Source organism: Enterococcus mundtii, assembly GCF_003957375.1.
In the GTDB taxonomy this organism is placed as follows: domain Bacteria; phylum Bacillota; class Bacilli; order Lactobacillales; family Enterococcaceae; genus Enterococcus_B; species Enterococcus_B spodopteracolus.
Map to the genome: position 1 here is coordinate 1,321,274 of NZ_CP025473.1, position 23,589 is coordinate 1,344,862.

Consider the following 23,589-nt stretch of genomic DNA (forward strand, 5'->3'; position numbering starts at 1 on the left):
TTTTACATTTAGCAATATATAGTTTACAATACAAGTGACAGTATAGAATGGAGGTTAGCCACCAAGTTGAAAAATATCCGAATGAAACTCGCGCGTTTAGAAAATGATTTAAGCCAAGAAGAATTGGCTCAACGTGTAGGCGTGACAAGGCAAACGATAGGATTGATTGAAGCAGGAAAGTATAATCCCACACTCAAGTTGTGTCAGGCCATCTGCCATGAATTAAATCAAACATTAGATGATCTATTTTGGGAGGATAAAGATGAAAAAGAATAAACTTAAAGATGAACGTATCGTACAGGTCAATAATCAAATACAAAGTGAAGCCTTTTTGTTATTATTGGTATTATTAGGGACTTCGATCTTTGTAAAAAGTTATTTGTTGGAGCAACCAGCTTCTGAAGTGTTTACTGAGTTATTGTTGCTAGGGGTAGCATTTATCTATTTATTGATCCGTGGCTCACTGATTGGTCACGAGCTTATCGATCAATCCAAACATGCAAAGAAATTGCGAGTGCTAGCAGTCATTATTGGAAGTGTATTCGTTTCTGCAGTTACTGGGGTGAGAAATTATACCTTATATCATGATTTATACACTGGTTATTTCGATCCTCATTTTTTAGCGATTTTAGGGATTACGTTTATATCTTCGGCTTTATTTATGTCAGCCTTAGTGTTCTTGGTTTCTTCTGTCAATCGATTTGGACAGAAAAGACTGGAAAGTAAATTAGAGGATGAAAATGAGGGAAAATGACTGCTGAAAAAGATGGTACAAGGATCGATCCATTAGGGATAATAGAGATTCCGCTTGTGTTTTGATAGAGACTAACGCATAATAGGAGGAGCGAAAATGGAAGTGAATGTTACTAGAGATACCGGATTTTACGGAATGGGTAGTCCAATCACATTACGGGTGGATGATTGGAAAATCAGTTTGGGGCAAAACCAATCTGTTACTCTAGATGTAGACGCCCCGTTTCAGATGCAAGTTACCTTTTTTTGGCTAAAAAGTCCAGTATATACGATAGCAGAACCAACTAAAAACTATCGGATCACGATAAATTTATTGCTATTGCAGTTATATCCCGTGCTTTTCTTGTTTACAGGGATCAGTGCTATTGCTATTCAAAGTATCCTTTATAGTTTACTGATCGTCGTCGTAATGATTGGTTTCTTTCTATTTATAAAAAATAAAGCATATGTCATCAAGGAGGCTAGTGATGAAGAATTCTGATCTTTTTTTGAGTAGCTTTAATCGGATCGAAAAATGGCTGCAAGAAGAGATGGGGAACCCACGAAATATGGGGTTTACTGAACTCGTTCGTCGTTTAGCGCAAAAACAACACCAAAGTATCAAAAAATATGAGGATGACTTACTACAGTTGGCTCAATTACGTAATGCGATCGTGCATGATCGGATCGCCGTCGATTTTATTATCGCTGAACCTAATGAATGGGCGACGAAGCGTATCCAAAGAATCGAGCAAGAACTGATTCGTCCAGAAACAGTGTTACCGCGTTTCGCAAAGCATGTAACTGGGTTTGAATGGGACATCCCACTACCTAGTTTGTTAGAGACTGTTGCTCAAAAGCGTTATTCTCAGTTCCCGCTATATCACAAAGGGACATTTAAAGGATTAGTGACGTTGCGGATGTTAGGTTTTTGGTTGGCTAAAGAAAGTCATCATGGTGTGATCGATCTTCAAGGAAAAATAGCTGCCGATCTGATCACTCAAGATGGTAAGTATACCAATTATCATTTTGTATCAGCTCAGACAACGATTGCTGAAGTAGAAAAAATGTTTGGTGAGCAGGGTACGCTTGAAGCTGTGTTGATCACCAAAAATGGTGACCCTAACGGAAATTTATTAGGGATCATCCGACCAAGAGATATTTATCATGAAGTAGAAAAGGAATGATTGTTTGTTAGCGATATATTGGATTATAAGTGCGTTGATCATCGGGTTAGATCAATGGGTAAAATGGTTGATCGTCAATAACTTTGCTTTAGGAGAAACGAAATCAGTGATTCCAGGGATCTTGTCCTTGAATCATATCCGTAATTTTGGAGCAGCTTGGAGTTTACTAGAAGGAAAAATGTGGTTTTTTACTGTCGTGACGATCATCGCAGTTGTAGTGATCTTGACGTTGATGATCAAAAATCGTAGCAACGGAAATCGTTGGTTCATGATCGGTCTGACATTGATTCTAGCTGGAGCACTCGGTAACTTTATCGATCGTGTCCGTTTAGGTTATGTGATCGATATGTTCCAAACTGATTTTATGAATTTCCCGATTTTTAATGTGGCAGACATTTCTTTAGTGATCGGTGTGATCTGCGTATTGATTTATATTATTTTAGATGAAAAGGAACAACGAAAAAAATGACACAATTAAAAGCAACTATCAAAGAAGAAAAAGGACGAATCGATAAAGTTTTGACAGCATTATTTGCGGATCATAGTCGTTCACAAGTTCAACAATGGTTGAAAGATGGTGCCGTTTCCGTAAATGGTGAACCAGTAAAAGCGAATTACAAAGTAAAATCTGCTGATGCGATCATCGTGGAAGTACCAGAGCCTGAAGAACTTGAAATCGTAGCAGAAGACTTACCAATAGAAATCGTCTATGAAGATGACGACGTAGCGGTGGTCAATAAACCACAAGGCATGGTCGTTCATCCTTCTGCTGGCCATGCCCAAGGAACACTAGTCAATGCGTTGATGTACCATATGAAAAATCTGTCATCGATCAATGGCGTGATCCGTCCTGGGATCGTTCATCGAATCGATAAAGACACTTCTGGATTATTGATGATCGCAAAAAATGATCAAGCCCATGAAGCTTTGGCACAGCAATTGAAAGATAAAACTTCCCTAAGAAAATATATTGCTTTAGTCCATGGCGTTATTCCTCATGAAAAAGGGACGATCAATGCACCTATCGGGCGCTCAAAAGTCGATCGAAAAATGCAAGCGATCCGTGAAGATGGAAAACCAGCTGTGACGCATTTTACTGTACTAGAACGTTTTGAGAATTTTACTTTAGTAGAGTTACAATTAGAAACAGGGCGTACGCATCAAATCCGTGTGCATATGAAGTATATCGGTTATCCTTTAGCAGGTGATCCCGTATATGGACCAAAGAAAACTCTCAAAGGTAATGGCCAATTTTTACATGCAAAATTATTAGGTTTCACTCATCCTCAAACGAATGAACGAATGACCTTTGAGGCACCATTGCCAGAAGTTTTTGAAAAAACTTTAGAGAAGTTGAGAAAAGATATTGCTTTTTAAAGTACTTAACGGTATAGTAATAAACAATAAAAGAAAAACTTAATAGAAATCCTTTAAGTTTAGTCCCGTGAGGCTAAGAAGGGTGTGAGTAAGAATTCCTGTGGTGCGCCATAGCGAGACTTGCTCAATGACGTCGCATACACAAAGCGACCAGTGTAGTAGTATACACTCAGTCTAAACATTCCTCCTGTCCTCTTAGGGCAGGAGTTTTTTTGTGTAAAAAATGGAGGGGGAAAAATGATGCAAGCAAAAGAAGTAGTGGACCAAGTAACGATGAAACGAGCGCTAACACGTATCACTTACGAAATCATCGAAAGAAATCAAAGTATCGAAGAGATCGTCTTAGTCGGAATCAAAACGAGAGGGATCTATATCGCTGCTCGAATTGCCGAACGTCTAAAACAACTCGAAAATATAGAAGTACCTGTAGGAGAACTTGATATCACATTGTACCGTGACGATAAAAAAGAGATCGCTCAAGAACCAGAATTGCATTCTTCAGATATTCCAGTCAGTTTAGAAGGAAAAGAAGTTATCCTGATCGATGATGTGTTATACACAGGACGGACGATCCGCGCTGCAATGGATGCAGTCATGGACTTTGGTCGTCCTAGAAAAATCTCACTAGCGGTTCTAGTTGATCGGGGACACCGAGAATTACCGATCCGCGCAGATTACGTAGGAAAAAATATCCCTACAGCAAAAAAAGAAGAAATCTTAGTAGAGATGCAAGAATTAGATGGACAAGATCGCATCATGATCTTAAACGAGGAAAAGTAGAGGAGTAAGGCAAGATGGCAGAAGAAAAAAAGTTCCACAACGATAGTGTGGTATTAGACATCCATGATCGACCAACCATTGGACACTGGGTGGGTTTAAGTTTACAGCATTTATTCACGATGTTCGGTGCAACTGTCTTAGTACCGATCTTAGTCGGAATCGATCCTGGGATTGCCTTGGTCAGTTCAGGATTAGGAACGATCGTTTACTTGATTACAACAAAAGGGAAGATCCCAGCATATCTAGGCAGTAGCTTTGCGTTTATCGCCGCTATGCAGATGTTGATGAAAACCGACGGCTTCCCGGCGATCGCACAAGGCGCGATGACAACGGCACTTGTTTATCTGATCGTTGCGTTGATCATCAAGAAAATCGGTTCCGCTTGGTTAGACAAAATCTTGCCACCGATCGTGGTTGGCCCAGTCATCATGGTCATCGGTTTAGGTTTAGCTGCCAACGCAGCAAATAATGCGATGTTCAATCAAGACCATTACGATTTCAAATATCTATCAGTTGCATTGATCACTTTAGGATTGACGATTTTCTTCAATATGTTCTTACGCGGGTTTCTAGGATTATTACCGATCTTGCTTGGCATCATCTCGGGTTACATCGTGGCTTTACTTTTCGGGATCGTTGACACCCAACCAATCATCGACGCACCGTGGTTCGCGCTGCCTAACTTTGAGATTCCATTTGTGCAATATCAACCGAAGTTATATATAGGGGCAATCACTACGATGGCACCGATCGCCTTTGTCACAATGACCGAACACATCGGCCATTTGATGGTCTTGAACAAATTGACCAAACGAAATTTCTTTGAAGATCCAGGCCTACACCGTACATTGACAGGAGATGGATTGGCTCAATTAGTGGCAGCTTTTGTTGGTGGGCCTCCAGTGACAAGTTATGGTGAAAATATCGGAGTCTTGGCAATCACTCGTGTACACAGCGTATTCGTGATCGGAGGCGCAGCAGTCTTCGCAGTGATCCTTGGCTTCATTGGCAAACTAAGTGCTTTGATATTAAGTATTCCTGGCCCAGTTATTTCAGGTATCAGTTTCATCCTATTCGGAGTGATTGCGGCAAGTGGGATGAAAATCTTAGTCGAAAACAAAATCGATTTTGATAAAAAGAAAAATCTATTGATTGCTTCAGTCATCTTAGTCGTAGGTATCGGGGGATTAGTCCTAGAAGTAGGGACATTCACTTTATCTGCCATGGCACTAGCAACAGTTTTAGGAATCATTTTGAATCTTATCTTACCAGAAACTTCACGCAGCGAAGAAAATTAAGGAGGACATCGCATGATCATCAAATCAGAACGCATCAGTTTAAAACACTTATTAACGGTAGAAGCATTAACAGACCAAGAAGTAATGGGATTGATCCGACGAGGACAAGAGTTCAAACAGGGCGCAACTTGGTCACCACAAAAATCCCAATATTTTGCAACGAACTTGTTCTTTGAAAACAGTACACGAACCCATAAAAGTTTTGATGTAGCAGAAAAGAAACTTGGTCTTGAAGTGATCGAATTCGAAGCAAGTACAAGTTCAGTTACAAAAGGTGAAACATTATACGATACCGTTCTAACGATGTCTGCACTTGGGGTGGATGTAGCTGTTATCCGTCATGGAGATGAAAACTACTATGACGAATTGATCCAAAGTAAAACGATCCAATGCTCGATCATCAATGGTGGTGACGGTAGTGGGCAACATCCAACGCAGTGTTTACTTGATTTGATGACGATCTATGAAGAATTTGGCTATTTCGAAGGCTTGAAAGTGGCGATCGTCGGAGATATCACACATTCTCGTGTCGCAAAATCGAATATGCAGATGTTGAAACGTCTTGGCGCGCAGGTTTACTTCTCAGGTCCAAGAGAATGGTATGACGATGAATTTGAAGTTTACGGTCATTACTTACCACTAGATGACTTGCTAGATCAAGTCGATGTCATGATGATGTTACGGGTGCAACATGAACGCCACGATGGAAAAGAAAGTTTTTCAAAAGAAGGCTATCATCAAGAGTACGGCTTGACAGTCGAACGCGCTAAAAAAATGCAAAAACACGCAATCATCATGCACCCGGCACCAGTCAATCGAGATGTCGAATTGGCGGATTCACTGGTTGAAGGGCTCCAGTCACGGATCATTCAACAAATGAGCAATGGTGTATTTGTCAGAATGGCGATCTTAGAAGCTGTATTAAGTGGAAAAGCATAAACATAAGAGGAGGAAGGAACATGAAAACACTCATTAAAAACGGTCAAATCAATACAAAAAGAAATGAAACAACACCAGCAGAAATTTGGATCGAAGAAGGAAAGATCAAAGCAATCGGTACAGGCTTTCCTGAGGCTGAATTTGATGAAGTGTTTGATGCACAAGGACAGTTGATCACACCTGGATTAGTGGATGTCCATGTCCATTTGAGAGAGCCAGGATTTACTTACAAGGAAACGATCGAAGCTGGCACGAAAGCAGCTGCTCGAGGCGGGTTCACCACTGTTTGTGCGATGCCAAATCTTGACCCAGTACCTGATACAGCAGAAAAATTAAAACAAGTCTATGACATCATTAAACGTGATGCTGTCGTCAAAGTATTACAGTATGCACCGATCACTGAGAATCTTCGAAGTGAAGAACTAGTCGATCAAAAAGCATTGATCAATGAAGGCGCATTTGCTTTTACCAATGATGGTGTCGGCGTGCAAACAGCAGGTACGATGTACTTAGCGATGAAAGAAGCCGCAAAAAACAATAAAGCACTCGTTGCTCACACAGAAGATGAATCATTATTATTTGGCGGTGTGATGCACGCAGGAGAAAAAGCAGAAGAGCTAGGGTTGCCAGGTATTTTGAGTGTGACTGAGTCTTCTCAAATTGCTCGTGATCTCCTATTAGCGGAAGCAACAGGCGTTCACTATCATGTCTGCCATGTTTCAACAAAAGAAAGCGTGCGAGTGATCCGCGATGCGAAAAAAGCCGGGATTCACGTGACCGCAGAGGTTTCACCACACCATCTGATCTTGATCGATGAAGATATCCCAGAAGATTTTGGTTTTTGGAAAATGAATCCGCCGTTGAGAGGTATAGCAGATCGCGAGGCATTGATCGAAGGCTTGCTTGATGGCACGATCGATTGTATTGCCACCGACCATGCCCCTCACGGATTAGAAGAAAAAAGTCAAAGTTTCTTGCAATCACCTTTCGGGATCGTTGGAAGTGAAACAGCCTTCCAACTCGTGTATACACATTTTGTTGAAACAGGAAAATTCACACTAGAGCAAGTGATTGACTGGATGGCAGTGAAACCAGCAGCCATTTTTGGCTTGAAAGCTGGCACATTGATGATCGGCGCACCAGCAGACTTGGCAGTTTACGATATTGCGCATGCTACAGTAATCGATAAAAAAGATTTCTTATCAAAAGGCGAGAACACACCTTTTGTCGGTTGGGAAATCAAAGGGGAAACATTGATGACATTTGTCAACGGAAAACTTGTTTGGCATAAGGGGGAATAATTGGATGGAACGGTTGCTAATTTTAGAAGATGGCACAGTATTTAAAGGGAAATCATTTGGCGCGACAGCCAATGTGTTTGGAGAAATCGTCTTTACGACAAGTATGACAGGATATCAAGAAACGATCACAGACCAAAGTTTTAATGGACAGATCATTACATTTACGTACCCAATGGTAGGGAATTATGGCGTGAACCGTGATGATTATGAATCGATTGCACCAACGTGTAAAGGTGTAGTGGTCAAAGAGCATGCACGTGTTGCGTCAAATTGGCGTAACCAAATGACATTAGACGAGTTCTTGAAACAAAAGGGAATCCCTGGTATCTCTGGCATCGATACACGGGCGTTGACACGAAAAATCCGTGAAGTTGGGACGATGAAAGCCAGTATCGTGGATGCAGGCGACACATTTGAACATGCGTTTGACCAACTAAAAGCAACCGTCTTGGCAACGAACCAAGTCCAACAAGTTTCAACCAATAAACCTTATCCTAGCCCAGGAACAGGAAGAAATGTGGCAGTCATTGATTTTGGATTGAAACATAGCATCTTACGTGAATTGAGTAAGCGTGACTGTAATTTAACAGTCTTACCGTACAATACGGATGCGGAAACGATCCTTTCATTATCGCCAGACGGCGTGATGTTGACGAATGGACCAGGAGATCCGAAAGATGTACCAGAAGCGATCGAGATGATCAAACAAATCCAAGGCAAGATCCCGATTTTTGGTATCTGCTTGGGGCATCAACTCTTTGCTCTAGCAAATGGTGCAGATACTTACAAGATGAAATTTGGTCACCGTGGACTCAATCATCCTGTTCGTGAAGTTGCAACAGGAAGAATCGATTTTACGTCACAAAACCATGGCTATGCGGTAGATGAACAAACGATCGACCCGGAAAAATTACTTGTCACTCATGTGGAAGTCAATGATGGCACAGTCGAAGGTGTCCGTCACCGTCGCTATCCTGCCTTCAGTGTGCAATTCCATCCGGATGCAGCACCTGGGCCACATGATGCACTACATTTATTTGATGAATTTATGGAAATGATGGACGCTGGAAAGGAGCAATTCTAATGCCAAAACGGACAGATATCAATAAAATCATGGTGATCGGTTCTGGTCCGATCATCATTGGTCAAGCAGCTGAGTTTGACTATGCAGGCACACAGGCTTGTCTAGCTTTAAAAGAAGAAGGCTACGAAGTCGTCTTAGTCAACTCCAATCCAGCAACGATCATGACCGATAAAGAAATTGCCGATCAAGTCTACCTAGAACCAATCACATTAGAATTTGTCTCACGAATTTTACGAAAAGAACGTCCTGATGCGATTTTACCGACATTAGGTGGGCAAACAGGTTTGAATATGGCGATGGAATTAGCTGAATCAGGAATCTTGGACGAATTAGGTATCGAATTATTAGGGACGAAATTAAGTGCGATCGACCAAGCAGAAGATCGTGACTTGTTCAAAAAGTTGATGGAAGAATTAAATCAACCGATCCCAGAATCAGAAATCGTGACAACGGTAGAAGAAGCAGTCGCCTTTGCCAATAAAATCGGTTATCCGATCATCGTTCGACCAGCCTTCACATTAGGGGGAACTGGTGGCGGTATGTGTGAGAATGAAGCCGAACTACGCCAAATCGCGGAAAATGGCTTGAGTTTGTCGCCTGTCACCCAATGTTTGATTGAACGTAGTATTGCAGGCTTCAAGGAAATCGAATATGAAGTGATGCGCGACTCTGCCGATAATGCCATCGTTGTCTGCAACATGGAAAATTTCGATCCAGTTGGTATCCATACAGGGGATTCGATCGTCTTTGCTCCAAGCCAAACATTAGCAGATCATGAATATCAAATGTTAAGAGATGCATCACTATCGATCATCCGTGCATTGAAAATCGAAGGTGGCTGTAACGTTCAGTTAGCATTAGACCCTCATAGTTTCAAGTACTATGTCATCGAAGTGAATCCTCGTGTTTCACGCTCCTCTGCTTTAGCAAGTAAAGCGACCGGCTATCCGATTGCGAAATTAGCAGCTAAAATCGCGTTAGGTTTGACCTTGGATGAAATGAAAAATCCAGTAACAGGAACGACTTACGCTGAGTTTGAACCCGCATTGGACTATGTAGTAGCCAAGATTCCACGTTGGCCTTTCGACAAATTCGAAACCGGTGAACGTGTCTTAGGCACGCAAATGAAAGCAACCGGCGAAGTGATGGCGATTGGTCGTAACATCGAAGAATCTTTATTAAAAGCCGTTCGTTCATTAGAAATCGGGGCACACCACCTTGAATTGCCTGAATTGAAGACAGTCAGTGAAGAACGTTTGATGGAGAAAATCGTCCGTGCACAAGATGATCGTTTATTCTACTTAGCCGAAGCGATCCGACGTGGCTATCCAATCCAAGAGTTGGCAGACTTGACGAAAATCGATTTATTCTTCTTGGATAAATTGTTGCACATCGTTGAATTAGAAGAGGAGCTTTCGGAACAACCGAATCAGTTGGATCTACTTCTTACTGTGAAACAAAATGGCTTCACAGATCGAAAAATTGCAGAATTGTGGAAAACGACGACGGAAACGATTCGCCAATTACGTACAGAAAAGAACATTCAGCCTGTTTACAAAATGGTCGATACGTGTGCTGCCGAATTTGAATCCCACACACCTTACTTCTATAGTACGTATGAAATCGAAAATGAAAGCCATCGTTCAAAAAAACCGTCTGTTCTAGTACTCGGTTCTGGACCGATCCGTATCGGACAAGGGGTAGAATTTGATTATGCGACAGTTCATTCAGTCAAAGCCATTCAACAAGCAGGCTATGAAGCAATCATCATGAATAGTAATCCTGAAACCGTTTCGACTGATTTCTCGATTTCTGATAAACTTTACTTTGAGCCTTTGACTTTTGAAGATGTGATGAATGTCATCGAGTTAGAACAACCAATCGGTGTCATCGTCCAATTTGGAGGACAAACAGCGATCAATCTAGCTGAACCATTAGCAAAAGCAGGTGTAAAAATCCTAGGAACAACGATCGAAGACCTTGATCGTGCGGAGAACCGTAATCTATTCGAACAAGCGTTACAAGAATTAGGGGTACCTCAGCCACTAGGAGATACTGCGACAAGTAAAGAAGAAGCTGTGGCAGTCGCAAACAAAATTGGTTATCCAGTACTTGTTCGTCCAAGCTATGTCTTGGGAGGTCGGGCAATGGAGATCGTCGAGAATCAACGTGACTTAGAAGATTATATGGAACATGCGGTGAAAGCTTCACCAGAACATCCAGTCTTAGTCGACCGTTACTTGATCGGTAGTGAGTGCGAAGTCGATGCGATCTGTGATGGTGAAACCGTCTTGATCCCAGGAATCATGGAACACATTGAACGTGCAGGTGTCCATTCAGGCGATTCGATGGCGGTTTATCCACCACAAGCGTTGTCAGAGGAAATCAAACAAACAATCGAAGATTACACGATCCGTTTAGCACGAGGGTTGAATTGTATCGGGATGATGAACATCCAATTCGTTATCCACGATAACCAAGTATATGTCATCGAGGTGAATCCACGTGCGAGTCGAACAGTTCCTTTCTTGAGCAAAGTGACGAATATCCCGATGGCACAGATCGCGACAAAAGCCATCTTAGGAGAAAAATTGAAAGACTTAGGCTATGAAGATGGTTTGTACCCTGAAACTGCAAACGTCCATGTCAAAGCGCCAGTTTTCTCATTTACGAAGTTGCATAAAGTGGACACTTATTTAGGACCAGAGATGAAATCGACAGGTGAAGTCATGGGTTCAGATCAAAACTTAGACAAAGCGCTGTATAAAGCGTTTGAAGCTTCAGGTTTACGCTTGCCTGATTATGGTGCTGTCTTGTTTACGATCGCCGATGAAACGAAAGAAGAAGCCTTAGGTCTAGCAAAACGCTTTGCAGAAATCGGCTATAGCTTATTGGCAACGAAAAACACCGCAGCGTTCTTTGAACAACACGGACTTGTGGTGACCCCAGTAGCTAAAATCTCTGAGGAAACAAAAGAGAAAAATGTCGTTGATCTGATACGTGCTGGCAAAGCACAAGTGGTCGTCAATACCATTGATAAAGATCGTGGGAATGCTTCAAAAGATGGTTTTATCATTCGACGTGAAGCAGTAGAACATGGCACGCCATTGTTTACTTCCCTTGATACTGCGGATGCAATCGTCCGCGTGATGGAATCCCGAGCATTTTCAACACAAGCAATCTAATCGTGGAGGGCAATTGCCCTCCTATTTAAAAAATGAAAAAAGCAAAGCAGTCTGCGAAAAAGTCCCAAAACATAGGAGTGTTAAGATGAAACAAGAAGTAATGAAAATCGTTCACCAACGGCAACTAGCACCACGAATCTATGAAATGACACTGACCGGGGAATTAGTCCAAGAAATGACACGCCCTGGACAATTCCTTCATATTCGCGTACCACGAGCAGATTTGTTGTTGCGCCGACCAATCAGTATCAACCAGATCGATCAATCACAAAAAACTTGTCGTATCATCTACCGTGTAGAAGGAGACGGAACAAAGCATTTCGCAGAATTGACTGCTGGTGATTCTTTAGACGTCTTAGGACCTTTAGGAAATGGCTTCGATCTTTCGGGATTAACGAAAGAAGATGAGGTCTTCATTGTCGGTGGAGGAATCGGAGTTCCTCCTTTATACGAACTATCGAAACAGCTGAAGGAACGAGGTGTCAAAGCGATTCACTTTCTAGGCTTTGCTTCACAAGAAGTAATGTATTATGAAGAAGAATTTCTAAAGCTAGGTGATACAAGGATCGCAACGGATGACGGCACCTATGGACTGCATGGGAATGTCGGTAATCTATTACTTGCGGCAAAAGATAAGCCTGCTGCTGTTTTTGCATGCGGTTCAAATGGATTACTAAAGACAGTGGAACAGCTCTTTGCCGGTCATCCTAACGTCCAACTGTCATTAGAGTCTCGCATGGCCTGTGGTGTCGGTTCCTGTTACGCATGTGTCTGTCATGTTCCAGGCGATGAAACAGGAACGAAAAGCTTGAAAGTCTGTGATGAAGGACCGATTTTCCAAGCAGGAGAGGTGATTTTATGAGTAACCCTTTAGCAGTTAAACTTCCAGGACTAAATTTGAAGAATCCGATCATGCCAGCAAGTGGTTGCTTTGGGTTTGGCAAAGAATATGGCAAATACTACGATTTGAACCAACTTGGTGCGATTATGGTCAAGGCGACGACACCTAAAGCGCGCTTTGGTAATCCCACGCCGCGAGTAGCTGAAACACCTTCTGGTATGCTCAATGCGATCGGGTTGCAAAATCCTGGAATGGAAGTGGTCATGGAAAAATCGCTACCTGAATTAGCCACCTATAAAGATTTGCCGATCATAGCGAATGTCGCTGGCGCATGTGAAGAAGACTATGTTGAAGTCTGTGGCAAGATCGGCGATGCACCGAATGTCCATGCCATCGAACTTAATATCTCGTGTCCAAATGTCAAACATGGCGGAATTGCTTTTGGAACCGATCCAGAGGTGGCATTCCAACTGACACAAGCGGTGAAAAAAGTGGCGAATGTCCCTGTCTATGTCAAATTATCTCCTAATGTTACGGATATCGTTCCAGTGGCACAGGCTATTGAAGCTGGCGGCGCCGATGGTTTTACGATGATCAATACTTTATTAGGAATGCGTATTGATCTGAAAACAAGAAAACCGATCCTTGCCAATCAAACAGGAGGGCTGTCCGGACCGGCGATCAAACCTGTAGCGATCCGCTTAATCCACCAAGTAGCGTGTGTCTCCAAGCTACCGATTATCGGGATGGGCGGAGTGCAAACCGTGGACGATGTACTAGAAATGTATATGGCAGGCGCTAGTGCAGTCGCTGTCGGAACGGCGAACTTTACTGATCCATATATTTGTCCAAAATTGATTGCAGATTTGCCAGGACGAATGAATGAATTAGGTATCCAGTCTTTAGAGCAACTGATCAAAGAAGTGAGAGAAGGTAGAAATCAATGAATCAACGACCAATTATTGCTTTAGATTTTTCATCATGGGAAGAAGTGGAAACATTTATGCAACGTTTCCCAGAAGACGAAAAGTTATTTGTTAAGATTGGCATGGAACTCTTTTATCAAGAAGGACCAATCATTGTCCGCTGGTTAAAAGATGCAGGTCATGAGGTTTTCTTAGATTTGAAATTGCATGATATTCCGAATACTGTCGAAAAAGCGATGCGCGGTTTGGCAAAATTAGGTGTAGATATCACCTGTGTGCATGCTGCAGGCGGAATCCGTATGATGGAAGCAGCCATGCGTGGATTGACCGATGGCACATCAGAAGGAAAGAAACGCCCATTACTTTTAGCAATTACGCAGCTAACTTCTACTAGTGAAGAAGAAATGCACCATGACCAACTGATCGAAGTACCATTGGAGCAAAGTGTGATCCACTATGCCGCTTGTGCCAAAGCAGCAGGATTAGATGGGGTCGTTTCTTCAGCATTAGAAGTCTCATCGATCAAAGAAAAAGCGGGTGAGCAATTTGTTTGTTTAACCCCTGGTATTCGTCCAGAAGGAACAGTCGCAGGCGACCAAACAAGGATCGTAACACCGACACAAGCAAAAGAAATCGGTTCAACCTTCATTGTTGTCGGGCGACCAATCACACAAGCAGAAGATCCTTACCAAGCGTACAAAACAATCAAAGCAGAATGGAGTCGTTAATCTATGAACATTGAACAATCTATTGCCAAAGACCTTTTAGAAATCGAAGCTGTTTTCTTAAGTCCAAGCCAACCTTTCACATGGGCAAGTGGAATCAAAAGCCCAATCTATTGCGATAATCGTATCACGATGAGCTATCCTAAAGTCAGAAAAGAAATCGCCCAAGGATTAGCAGAAAAAATCAAACAAGAATTTCCAGAAGTTGAAGTGATCGCTGGTACAGCAACTGCCGGTATCCCTCACGCAGCTTGGGTGGCAGAAATCCTAGACTTACCTATGGTGTATATTCGTAGTAAAGCGAAAGCACACGGTAAAGGTAATCAAATCGAAGGTCGTATCTTTGAAGGTCAAAAAATGGTTGTCATCGAAGATTTGATCTCCACAGGCGGAAGTGTGTTAGAAGCGGCTGAAGCAGCTAAAAGAGAAGGTGCAGATGTTTTAGGTGTTGCGGCAATCTTTACGTATGAGTTGCCAAAAGGAAAAGCGAACTTTGAACAGGCTGCTCTACCATTGATCACCTTGACGAATTATTCTGTATTGATCGAATTTGCATTAGAAAATAAAACGATTAACGAAGAAGAGCTTGCTTTATTGAAAGAATGGAAAAAAGATCCTGAAAACTGGGCAACAGCTTAGTAATCAGATGAAAAAAGGGCGGAAAAACGGATGTTGTTTCAGCCCTTTTTCTGTTTGAGATATAGTAAAGTCCTGATGATACATAGCGAGAATTATTCTTTTATACATGAAAAAGTGTTAAGATAATAAGCTGAAAATTTGCGAATTCCAGTTATTTAATGATAAGATTATCGGAAAAGTCATCTCAACGAGGAGGGTTCTTTATGGGATTGAATGAATTTATTTTGGGTTTAAATAACTTGGAAAGAATCACCAGAGCTCCGGGATTTTTCAAACACACGGAACACACCGTCGCAGCCCACTCTTATCGTGTGGCTTCGATCGCGCAAGTGTTAGGTGACATTGAAGAACTCCATGGACAATCGATTGACTGGAAGCTCTTATATGAAAAAGCCTTGAACCATGATTATACCGAACGTTTTATCGGTGATATCAAAACCCCGGTGAAATATGCGAGTAAAGAGTTGAGAGGGATGCTACAGACCGTCGAAGAAAAGATGACGGATGAGTTCATCAATCAAGAAATCCCTGAAGCTTTACAAGACATTTATCGCCGGCGATTATTCGAAGGCAAAGACGATACGGTCGAAGGTGAATTACTTGCTGTTTCAGATAAAATTGATCTTTTGTATGAATCGTTTGATGAGATCAGTAAAAATAATCCGGAGAAAGTCTATAAAGAGATGTTTATTGAGGCGGTCACAACAATCAAAGGCTTTGATCATCTACCATCCGTCCAATATTTTTTCAAAGAGATTTTTCCAGAATTACTTAATCAAGAATTCTATGGAAAAGAAGATTTCTTAGCAGCTGTTTCAAGCATTGTCAAAAAAGAAAAAGAATAGTCAAAGTACCGTGTAGGTAACTGGTTCAGGAGGAATTTTAGTTGAAGAAGAATATGGATGTTGAATGGAATTATTTTGGTGAAAGAGGACCGGAACATTGGGCAGAATTATGTGATTGGTTTGCAAAAGGAGCCGAGTTTGAATTACAATCGCCCATTCCTTTGACAACGTGTGAAGCGAGCAGTAACACGAAAGAAACACTCTCTTTTCACTATCAGAAACAACGATTCACGGATAAGGAGTTCAAGAATACGATCCATCTTGTACCATATGATCAAATCAGTTATGTTCTTTTCAATGAAGAAACATACTATTTGACCGACATCCATTTTCATATGCCATCAGAACATATCATTAATGGTAAACAAGAAGATATTGAATTTCATTTTGTACACACCAATGACCGACAAGAAAACTTAGTCATTGGTGCGATGTACCGTCTATCAAATGATGAGGGTTGGTTGTACGATCGTCAAAATGGCGACAAATGGGATCTCGATGCACATGAGCATTGGACCGATGCCTCTGTCTTTTTTCCTGAGCAGAAAAGTCATTATCATTACGTTGGTTCATTGACTACTCCCCCAACGAGTGGGCCGATCCAATGGTTCGTCATGGATCAAATTGGTCGATTGAATCGTGATTTTTTGATCCCATTCAAGGGGCAATACGCACAACCTAACAATCGTCCGCTACAACCAGTGAAGAATCGAAAAATCTATTATTATAAGGGGACAAAATGAACATCCAACAATTGAAATACGTTACTGCAGTAGCAAATAACGGAAGTTTTCGAGAAGCGGCGAAAAAGTTATTTGTTTCTCAGCCGAGCCTTTCTGCAGCAATCAAAGAATTGGAGAATGAGTTGAGTATCCATTTATTTACCCGCACGAATCGAGGGGCTTATCTAACAGAAGAAGGACAAGACTTTTTAAAACGGGCGGAACGAATTTTAGTACAATTAGATTCTTTGGAAAACTATTACCAGAAGAGTGAAAAACGTGAAAGCTTTTCGATTGCTTCACAACACTATGATTTTTTAGGTCCATTGACTGCGCAGCTGATTGAGACATTCAAAGCAGAAGTGAAACAGTTTCGGATCATGGAAACGACCACAGCGAACGTGATCGAAGAGGTCCAACAGCAACAAAGCGAGTTAGGTATCCTTTATATGAATGACCATAATCGCACAGGGATCAAGCGTTACTTAGAACAAGGGGAATTAGTCGCTCAGTCTTTAGGAAGATTCAAGACACATATCTTTCTGAGACAACGCCATCCACTTGCCCAACAAGAAGAAATAAAGGTGGAAGAGCTAACAGCATTTCCACAAGTTCGGTTTACACAAGATGGCAATAATTTCCCTTATTTTTATGAAGATCTAATTGAGATTCCTGAACAAGAATCGGTGATCTATACGAGTGATCGTGGCACATTGATGAACATTGTGTTAGAAACAGATGCCTATGCTTCAGGCTCTGGCATCGTGATTGGGGAGATCAAAGAATATTTACGATTGATTCCATTAGCTGATAGTCCAATGAATGAGTTATATGTCATTTATTCTGGAAAGCAGCCATTAAGTGATATCGCCAAGAAGTTTATCACAAGTATCCAACAGGTGATGAAACAAATGAAGTGAATGTTTAGGATCAATTGAAAAAGAAGATGAAGCAAAAGATAAGCCGTGAAATCAGTGAATGCTGATTTCAGGCTTATTTTTTGTTCTTTCAATTCTAACTGTATTGTTGCAGTAAAGCACATAATGTTACATAGTTAAAAAATGATTCATACTGTCATCAATAAATCAACCGGGAGTGATTTCACCGTTGATTTATCAATAATGATAAAGGGGTTCAGCAAAATGAAAAAAGGAATAAAAATAATGTTAGGGGGAGTTGGCGCGACGAGTGTAGGACTATTTAATAAGGGGGGCTGTTGCTTGTGCTGCTGATTCGCTTCCACAAATCGGAGAAGGGTATTTGAAATCAGTCAATCAAAGCACGATCGATCGCATGAGTACGATGGCCTATGTATTATCCTACCAAATGTATCAATGGGGAGATATTGGTTTGAATGAAAGACTCACTGACAATGGATACAATCCCAAAAATGTGTCCAGTCAATCCTATTCAGTAGGAGTCAATAGTGATATGGGAACGAAACAAACGTCAAAAAATGTGAATACAAGTGCTTTTCATAATCAAACTAATCAAGATCAAACGCTTACCACACCTTCTTATACTGAAACTTACATAGATTCGATTACGACATCAACCACACATTCTGCAGGTGTTTCTACATCAGTGAGTGCTGATATCAGCGTATCAATGTTTGGTTCGGCAAGTATGAGTCTTGAATTAAGTTACAATTTTAGTACAACCACTTCACATACTCGGGAGACACAAAAAGGTTGGACTGTTCCTGGTCAAGCCATCAATGTTCGACCGAGACATACAGTCGAAGTCAACTGGGTATTTTATACAGGTGAAGCAACAGGATCGGTTGATTTACAAGAACGCATCCGAGCAGATATCCCGTATAAAAAAGATTCTGCTGGACGTATCCATACATACGGACTTGGAACGGTAGTTGGCGACCGCCAAGTGCTGTCAGACAGTTATTGGGATCGCCATATCACAGAAACTCGTAATAACTGGAAGAAACTCGATGCAAATGTGGCAGGACATTAAATTGGTGCTGGTACCTATCGTGTCAATTATGGTTCAGGACTTATCTTAGAAGCCTTCGATCGAACGACTGGTACAAAAGAAATCATTGCGGCAGGCTATCGAATTTAATTTGTCATTGGTATTTGAACTACAAAAAAACCGATCGTCAGAAGTCATGACTTCTTGACGTCGGTTTTTTTCAGTAAAATCAATCTTTTGTCATTGCTTGGATTTTTTCTTCTTCTGGTGTCACAATGATCGTTTTTTGGTTTTCGTAAATCACATATCCTGGTTTAGCGCCATTCGGTTTGCGAATATATTTGACTTGCACTAGATCCACAGGCACTTGTGCAGAGTGGCGATATTTGGAGTAATACGCAGCTAGTTCAGCAGCTTCCGTAATGGTTTCATCAGAAGGCTGATCACTTTTGATGATCACATGAGAACCAGGAATATTTTGCGCGTGCAACCAGTGATCCGTTTTTCTTGCAGTTTTCATGGTTAATTGATCATTTTGCAGATTATTTTTACCAACTAAAATCTCAGTACCGTCAGAAGAGAAGTAGCGATCAGGTTGAGAAGGTTTTGCTTTCTTTTGTTTTTTGTTCGTTTTCTTTTTCAAGTAGCCCTCTGCTAATAGCTCTTCTTTGATCACTTCAATATCCATCGGTCCAGCAATCTCTAATTGCGAAAGGACAGATTCAAGGTACTGGATCTCGCTTTTCGCTTCTTCGATTTGTTTTCCAATCAATTTGACCGCATTTTTAAGTTTTTGGTAGCGATGAAAGTATTTTTGCGCATTCTGATTAGGTGTTAAGGCGGGATCAAGAGTAATCCGGATGGGTTGATTCTCTTCATAATAATTCGCTAAGGTCACTTCAGTCGCGCCACGAGGAACTTGATTCATAAAAGTCGTCAATAGTTCGCCGTCACGACGAAACTCTTCCGCATTTTTTGAATCAAGCAAGGTCTGCTCGCGCTTTTTCAATTTGTTGCGATTACGTTTTAGTTCATTTTCGATTTTACGGATCAGTTCGCCGCCTTGTTGTTTTGCTCGATCTTTCTCCGCTTTTTCTTGGTAAAACGCATCTAACAAAGCGCTTAATGTGGCGTATTCTTGTGTTGAATCGGCTTGTTTCGCCAATTCGTGATAAGCAATCGGTGTAAAGTATTCTTTTGTGCCCACTTCATAGTGTGTGGGTGTAGGTTGCTCGATCCCAGTAAAGAATTCTTCCCAGACAGCCATTTTTTCATTCGGTCGCTGATTGATCCGTTCGACTAATTCTAATGCAGTGTCGTGGCCTAATCCTTGAAATGCTTGTTGTAGTGCTTTTGTATTTGGCTCGATTTTTGATAGGCGTTCAAATACTTGTTCTTTTGTTGCTTTAAAAGGATCAAGTACTGCTTGTTCAGGTGGTGCGACATATTCGACACCAGGGAGTAACGAACGATACGTGTTTTGTGAGCTGCCGATATGTTTGATGGCGTCTAGGATCTTTCGTGTTTGCTGGTTCACTAAAACGATGGTACTGTGTCGTCCCATCAATTCTACGATCAAAACAATATTTTGTAAGTCGCCTAGTTCATCCCGTTTTGAAAAATGGAAGTGGATGACTCGATCATTTTTGATTTGCTTGATATTATCTAAAATCGCACCATCTAAATGTTTACGCAACATCATCACGAAGTTCGGCGGATTTTCTGGATTTTGATAATCGATCTCTGTGATCTGGACACGGGCATAGCTTGGATGAGCAGATAACAACAATCGGTGGTTCTTTCCACGAGAACGAATCACCAAAATGATTTCATTTTCATACGGTTGGTGGATCTTTGAGATCCGACCAGATAATAGTGTTTCGCGCAATTCATGGATCATTGCATGGGTAAATACACCATCAAAGGACATGATTCATTCCTCATTTCTATTCATAAGTACACTTATTATAACGAAAAAAGAAAGGAAAGACCAATGGACCGGATGATTTCTTCTGTAAAAGAGAGAATAAAAAAAGAATTTACATGAAAAACTAGTGTTTTATTTCGTTCTTTCGCTTGATTTTAGGTATAATTAGAGAAAGAACAGGTGGGGGAAAAGAAGATGCAGCGATTGATGGTAGAGATAAAGGATAAAATCATACTAAGCTACACGAATTTATCAGAGAATTTTGAACAACATCCTCAAAAATATTTCAGACGGATCGGTCTTCTTCTGAGCTGTTCATTTTTGTTGACGGTCGCGATGTTTTTTTTGCCGAGTAGAATCAAAGAAGCACAGGTGGATTCATTGATCTATTCCTCGATCCATTCCGAAAAGTTACGGCCCTTGCCATTTTCTTCCGCGCATCAAGAGATCACTGATAGTCGAGCCATCTCTGTCATGTTTAGTCTGCCGAAGGGGGCAATTTACAAGCAAGTGGTGGATATCTTTGAGGATCCGCAACAAAGTAGTGAGTTGAATCGAACGATTTTCTTCTACCCACTCGTTTATGATACCCAAGAATTAGAACAACGGTATGGGATCGAAAAAGATAAAATCACTATCATTTTCTTTGATGGCGGAAAAGAGAGAAATCGCTTAGTTATTTCTGACCAAAATAAAGAGGAACTGGAGAAAACCTTGGTTCCTGCATTGAATCGATTGCCATTGATCAACATCAAACAGCTTGAAAAAGAATTAGCAAATGGTGAACAAGCGGAAAAAGTAACAGATAGTACCTTGGAATAAGTGTGGCGAAATACTTAGTGATAAATAACAAAAAGTCAAAAAAATAAAAAATTAGTTGACGGATAAATAAAATTCGATTAGACTTAGGATAACACTCAAAGGAAAGGATGGTCCAAGATGAACTTATCAATTCAATTTTTATCAGAACATAAAAATAATTGGCGTAACTGGCGTAGATAAGTTGTATCAAGGACGAACTTTTTCGTAGATACAACTTTTTAGAGTACAACAATGTACGATTCTAAAGTTTGTATCTATGCTGGACAAGAATTTGACGACCGCATAGATGGCTCTATGCGGTTTTTTGTTGGTAAAAGACAATGACCGTACAAGCGGTGATTGTCTTTTTTTGTTCATTCGCTCGAAGTTACACACGTAGCTGATTTATTATAAAAAAATACATAACAAAAAAGGGGAAGTAAAAATGAAAAATAAACGATTGATCGCAGTAATCGCACTGATACTTATCTATTTGACCGGTACATTTATCTACGAAACGATCAAGGATCAGCCACCTGTTGAAGGCAATCGAACAGGTGATAAGAAAGTTGTTGGGGTCTTACAGTTCGTTAGTCACCCTGCTTTAGATGAAATCTATCGAGGGATCAAAGATGGATTAAAAGAGTCAGGTTTGGAAGAAGGACGAAACCTAGAAATCAATTTTCAAAATGGTCAAGCCGACCAAAGTAAGTTAGCTACCATGAGTCAACAATTGGTTCAAAATAATCCAGACGTTCTCGTAGGTATTGCGACACCAGCAGCACAAGCCATCGCAAACACCACGAAGGATATCCCACTTGTCTTGGGCGCAGTGACTGATCCTGTAGGGGCGGGGCTAGTACAAAGTTTAGAAGCACCAGGGGGCAACATCACAGGAGTTTCTGACCAACCGCCTGTGGAAGCGCAGATTCAATTAGCGACAGAACTATTACCAAAAGCAAAAACGGTTGGGATTCTTTATGCATCATCAGAAGACAATTCACGTTATCAAGTCAGCCAAGCAGAAGAAGCGGCAAAAGCCAAAGGACTAACACCAGTGAAGTATGCCGTCCCTTCAACGAATGAAATTGCGCAAACCGTCCAAGTCATGAGCCAATCAGTTGATTTTATCTATGTTCCTTTAGATAACACGATTGCTAATGCGATGCAAACGGTCATCAAAGAAGCAAATAAAGCAGATATCCCAGTAATTCCTTCTGTCGATACGATGGTCGAACAAGGCGGGTTAGCGACAATCGGGATCAATCAATACGAATTAGGTGTGCAAACAGGTAAAATGGCAGCCGTTTTAGCAAATGGGAAAGAGCCAGCCACAACCCCTGTCTATGTCTTTGATAAAGGCGATATCATCGTCAATGAAAAACAAGCAGAACTATTAGGAATCACGATTCCTGAATCCATCAAAAAAGATGCAAAAGTATTGACAGAGATCAAGGAGGAAGAACAATGATCGTATCCGCAATTTCACAAGGGATGTTATGGGCTATATTAGGTTTAGGGATTTTTATGACTTACCGCATTTTAGATTTTCCTGATATGACAACAGAAGGTTCATTCCCTCTTGGTGGGGCTGTCTGTGTAACAGCGATCACGCATGGCGTTAGTCCGTTATTGGCAACGATTCTAGGTGTTTTGGCCGGAATGGCGGCTGGATTTGTTACAGGCTTACTTTATACAAAAGGAAAAATTCCAGTCATCTTAGCCGGTATTTTAGTAATGTCAGGTTTAAACTCAGTCATCTTGTTTGTGATGCGCACACCCAACCTTTCATTGTTGAGTCATCCAGTCTTACAAGATGTGTTCCACGCACTACATTTCCCGAATTATTTTGACACTGTCTTATTAGGCCTCTTATCTCTCGGTCTATTGATCAGCGTATTGATTTTCTTCTTCAATACAGATCTAGGGCAAGGCTATATTGCCACTGGGGATAATGAGACAATGGCACGTTCATTAGGAATCAAAACCGACCGCATGAAAATCTTAGGTTTGACTTTATCTAACGGAGTGATTGCTTTATCAGGCGCATTGATCGCACAAAACGATGGCTATGCGGATGTCAATAAAGGAATCGGTGTAATCGTGATCGGACTAGCTTCGATCATCATCGGGGAAGTCATTTTCCAAGAGTTGACATTAATCGAGCGTTTATTAGCAATCGTTGTCGGAAGCATCATCTATCAACTACTGATTTTAGCTGTTATCAAACTAGGTTTTGATACGACTTATCTGAAATTATTCTCAGCGATCATCTTAGCGGCTTGCTTGATGATCCCACAAGTAAAACAAGCACTGAAATTAAAAACTGGCTTTGAAAAGGAGGTCTAACG

At 41.1% G+C, this 23,589-nt stretch carries 25 protein-coding genes; 23 read left to right on the forward strand and 2 right to left on the reverse strand.

Annotated features, from left to right (window positions below; all coding sequences use genetic code 11):
- Positions 1 to 81: 81 nt before the first annotated feature.
- From CYK55_RS06570 to CYK55_RS06595, 6 genes are all read left to right on the forward strand, one after another.
- Positions 82 to 276: a helix-turn-helix transcriptional regulator gene (locus CYK55_RS06570; protein ID WP_200868958.1), complete on the forward strand. Its 195-nt coding sequence runs from the start codon at positions 82 to 84 to the stop codon at positions 274 to 276.
- Complete coding sequence (locus CYK55_RS06575) at positions 263 to 754, forward strand: DUF6773 family protein (RefSeq protein ID WP_126134071.1); 492 nt, start codon at positions 263 to 265, stop codon at positions 752 to 754. The genes CYK55_RS06570 and CYK55_RS06575 overlap by 14 nt, the downstream gene beginning before the upstream one ends.
- 96 nt (positions 755 to 850) lie before the next feature.
- On the forward strand, positions 851 to 1,234 hold the full coding sequence (locus CYK55_RS06580) for a hypothetical protein (protein ID WP_126134072.1): 384 nt from the start codon (positions 851 to 853) through the stop codon (positions 1,232 to 1,234).
- Positions 1,221 to 1,919 (forward strand): CBS domain-containing protein, encoded by a 699-nt coding sequence (locus tag CYK55_RS06585; protein WP_126134073.1) that lies wholly within the window; start codon positions 1,221 to 1,223, stop codon positions 1,917 to 1,919. Before CYK55_RS06580 ends, CYK55_RS06585 begins: the two co-directional genes overlap by 14 nt.
- Positions 1,920 to 1,923: 4 nt before the next feature.
- On the forward strand, positions 1,924 to 2,388 hold the full coding sequence (lspA, locus tag CYK55_RS06590; protein ID WP_126134074.1) for a signal peptidase II: 465 nt from the start codon (positions 1,924 to 1,926) through the stop codon (positions 2,386 to 2,388).
- A complete protein-coding gene (locus CYK55_RS06595) occupies positions 2,385 to 3,296 on the forward strand; it encodes an RluA family pseudouridine synthase (RefSeq protein WP_065095773.1) in 912 nt (303 codons plus the stop codon). Before lspA ends, CYK55_RS06595 begins: the two co-directional genes overlap by 4 nt.
- A gap of 59 nt (positions 3,297 to 3,355) precedes the next feature.
- Here the strand turns inward: CYK55_RS06595 and CYK55_RS13945 are convergent, their stop codons facing one another.
- Positions 3,356 to 3,478 (reverse strand): hypothetical protein, encoded by a 123-nt coding sequence (locus CYK55_RS13945; RefSeq protein WP_256209227.1) that lies wholly within the window; start codon positions 3,476 to 3,478, stop codon positions 3,356 to 3,358.
- Positions 3,479 to 3,536: 58 nt separating this feature from the next.
- Between CYK55_RS13945 and pyrR the strand changes: the two genes are divergently transcribed.
- From pyrR to CYK55_RS06665, 14 genes are all read left to right on the forward strand, one after another.
- Positions 3,537 to 4,076 carry a bifunctional pyr operon transcriptional regulator/uracil phosphoribosyltransferase PyrR gene (pyrR, locus tag CYK55_RS06600; RefSeq protein ID WP_029594119.1) on the forward strand — a complete coding sequence of 180 codons (540 nt, stop codon included), beginning with the start codon at positions 3,537 to 3,539 and terminating at the stop codon, positions 4,074 to 4,076.
- Between the two features lie 14 nt (positions 4,077 to 4,090).
- Complete coding sequence (locus CYK55_RS06605; RefSeq protein ID WP_010735517.1) at positions 4,091 to 5,374, forward strand: solute carrier family 23 protein; 1,284 nt, start codon at positions 4,091 to 4,093, stop codon at positions 5,372 to 5,374.
- A gap of 12 nt (positions 5,375 to 5,386) precedes the next feature.
- A complete protein-coding gene (locus CYK55_RS06610; RefSeq protein WP_034688201.1) occupies positions 5,387 to 6,313 on the forward strand; it encodes an aspartate carbamoyltransferase catalytic subunit in 927 nt (308 codons plus the stop codon).
- A 20-nt stretch (positions 6,314 to 6,333) separates the two neighbouring features.
- Complete coding sequence (locus CYK55_RS06615) at positions 6,334 to 7,614, forward strand: dihydroorotase (RefSeq protein WP_034688203.1); 1,281 nt, start codon at positions 6,334 to 6,336, stop codon at positions 7,612 to 7,614.
- A gap of 4 nt (positions 7,615 to 7,618) precedes the next feature.
- A complete protein-coding gene (locus CYK55_RS06620; RefSeq protein ID WP_066025534.1) occupies positions 7,619 to 8,698 on the forward strand; it encodes a carbamoyl phosphate synthase small subunit in 1,080 nt (359 codons plus the stop codon).
- On the forward strand, positions 8,698 to 11,883 hold the full coding sequence (gene carB, locus CYK55_RS06625) for a carbamoyl-phosphate synthase large subunit (protein ID WP_126134075.1): 3,186 nt from the start codon (positions 8,698 to 8,700) through the stop codon (positions 11,881 to 11,883). Before CYK55_RS06620 ends, carB begins: the two co-directional genes overlap by 1 nt.
- A gap of 85 nt (positions 11,884 to 11,968) precedes the next feature.
- Positions 11,969 to 12,745, forward strand: a complete 777-nt coding sequence (locus tag CYK55_RS06630; protein ID WP_034688208.1) for a dihydroorotate dehydrogenase electron transfer subunit — start codon at positions 11,969 to 11,971, stop codon at positions 12,743 to 12,745.
- A complete protein-coding gene (locus tag CYK55_RS06635; protein ID WP_034688209.1) occupies positions 12,742 to 13,671 on the forward strand; it encodes a dihydroorotate dehydrogenase in 930 nt (309 codons plus the stop codon). The genes CYK55_RS06630 and CYK55_RS06635 overlap by 4 nt, the downstream gene beginning before the upstream one ends.
- Complete coding sequence (pyrF, locus tag CYK55_RS06640) at positions 13,668 to 14,378, forward strand: orotidine-5'-phosphate decarboxylase (RefSeq protein ID WP_034688211.1); 711 nt, start codon at positions 13,668 to 13,670, stop codon at positions 14,376 to 14,378. Before CYK55_RS06635 ends, pyrF begins: the two co-directional genes overlap by 4 nt.
- 3 nt (positions 14,379 to 14,381) lie before the next feature.
- Entirely contained in the window at positions 14,382 to 15,014 is a 633-nt protein-coding gene (pyrE, locus tag CYK55_RS06645; protein ID WP_034688213.1) for an orotate phosphoribosyltransferase, read from the forward strand.
- Between the two features lie 203 nt (positions 15,015 to 15,217).
- On the forward strand, positions 15,218 to 15,859 hold the full coding sequence (locus tag CYK55_RS06650) for a YfbR-like 5'-deoxynucleotidase (protein ID WP_126134076.1): 642 nt from the start codon (positions 15,218 to 15,220) through the stop codon (positions 15,857 to 15,859).
- A gap of 41 nt (positions 15,860 to 15,900) precedes the next feature.
- The gene (locus CYK55_RS06655) at positions 15,901 to 16,602 is read left to right on the forward strand and encodes a carbonic anhydrase family protein (RefSeq protein WP_034688219.1); all 702 of its coding nucleotides are present in this window, start codon (positions 15,901 to 15,903) and stop codon (positions 16,600 to 16,602) included.
- Complete coding sequence (locus tag CYK55_RS06660) at positions 16,599 to 17,501, forward strand: LysR family transcriptional regulator (RefSeq protein ID WP_034688222.1); 903 nt, start codon at positions 16,599 to 16,601, stop codon at positions 17,499 to 17,501. The genes CYK55_RS06655 and CYK55_RS06660 overlap by 4 nt, the downstream gene beginning before the upstream one ends.
- Before the next feature lie 340 nt (positions 17,502 to 17,841).
- Positions 17,842 to 18,552 carry an ETX/MTX2 family pore-forming toxin gene (locus tag CYK55_RS06665; RefSeq protein WP_034688224.1) on the forward strand — a complete coding sequence of 237 codons (711 nt, stop codon included), beginning with the start codon at positions 17,842 to 17,844 and terminating at the stop codon, positions 18,550 to 18,552.
- Between the two features lie 187 nt (positions 18,553 to 18,739).
- Here CYK55_RS06665 and efbA read toward each other — a convergent pair whose 3' ends face one another.
- Positions 18,740 to 20,440, reverse strand: coding sequence for a fibronectin-binding protein EfbA (efbA, locus tag CYK55_RS06670; RefSeq protein ID WP_034688227.1), 1,701 nt, complete (start codon positions 20,438 to 20,440; stop codon positions 18,740 to 18,742).
- A 192-nt stretch (positions 20,441 to 20,632) separates the two neighbouring features.
- Here efbA and CYK55_RS06675 point away from each other — a divergent pair, with 192 nt between their 5' ends.
- The 3 genes from CYK55_RS06675 (at position 20,633) to CYK55_RS06685 (ending at position 23,587) form a co-directional block, all read left to right on the forward strand.
- Complete coding sequence (locus CYK55_RS06675) at positions 20,633 to 21,259, forward strand: hypothetical protein (protein WP_034688229.1); 627 nt, start codon at positions 20,633 to 20,635, stop codon at positions 21,257 to 21,259.
- A gap of 424 nt (positions 21,260 to 21,683) precedes the next feature.
- Positions 21,684 to 22,709, forward strand: a complete 1,026-nt coding sequence (trpX, locus tag CYK55_RS06680) for a tryptophan ABC transporter substrate-binding protein (RefSeq protein WP_126134077.1) — start codon at positions 21,684 to 21,686, stop codon at positions 22,707 to 22,709.
- Positions 22,706 to 23,587 (forward strand): ABC transporter permease, encoded by an 882-nt coding sequence (locus CYK55_RS06685; protein ID WP_034688235.1) that lies wholly within the window; start codon positions 22,706 to 22,708, stop codon positions 23,585 to 23,587. The genes trpX and CYK55_RS06685 overlap by 4 nt, the downstream gene beginning before the upstream one ends.
- Positions 23,588 to 23,589 lie beyond the last annotated feature (2 nt).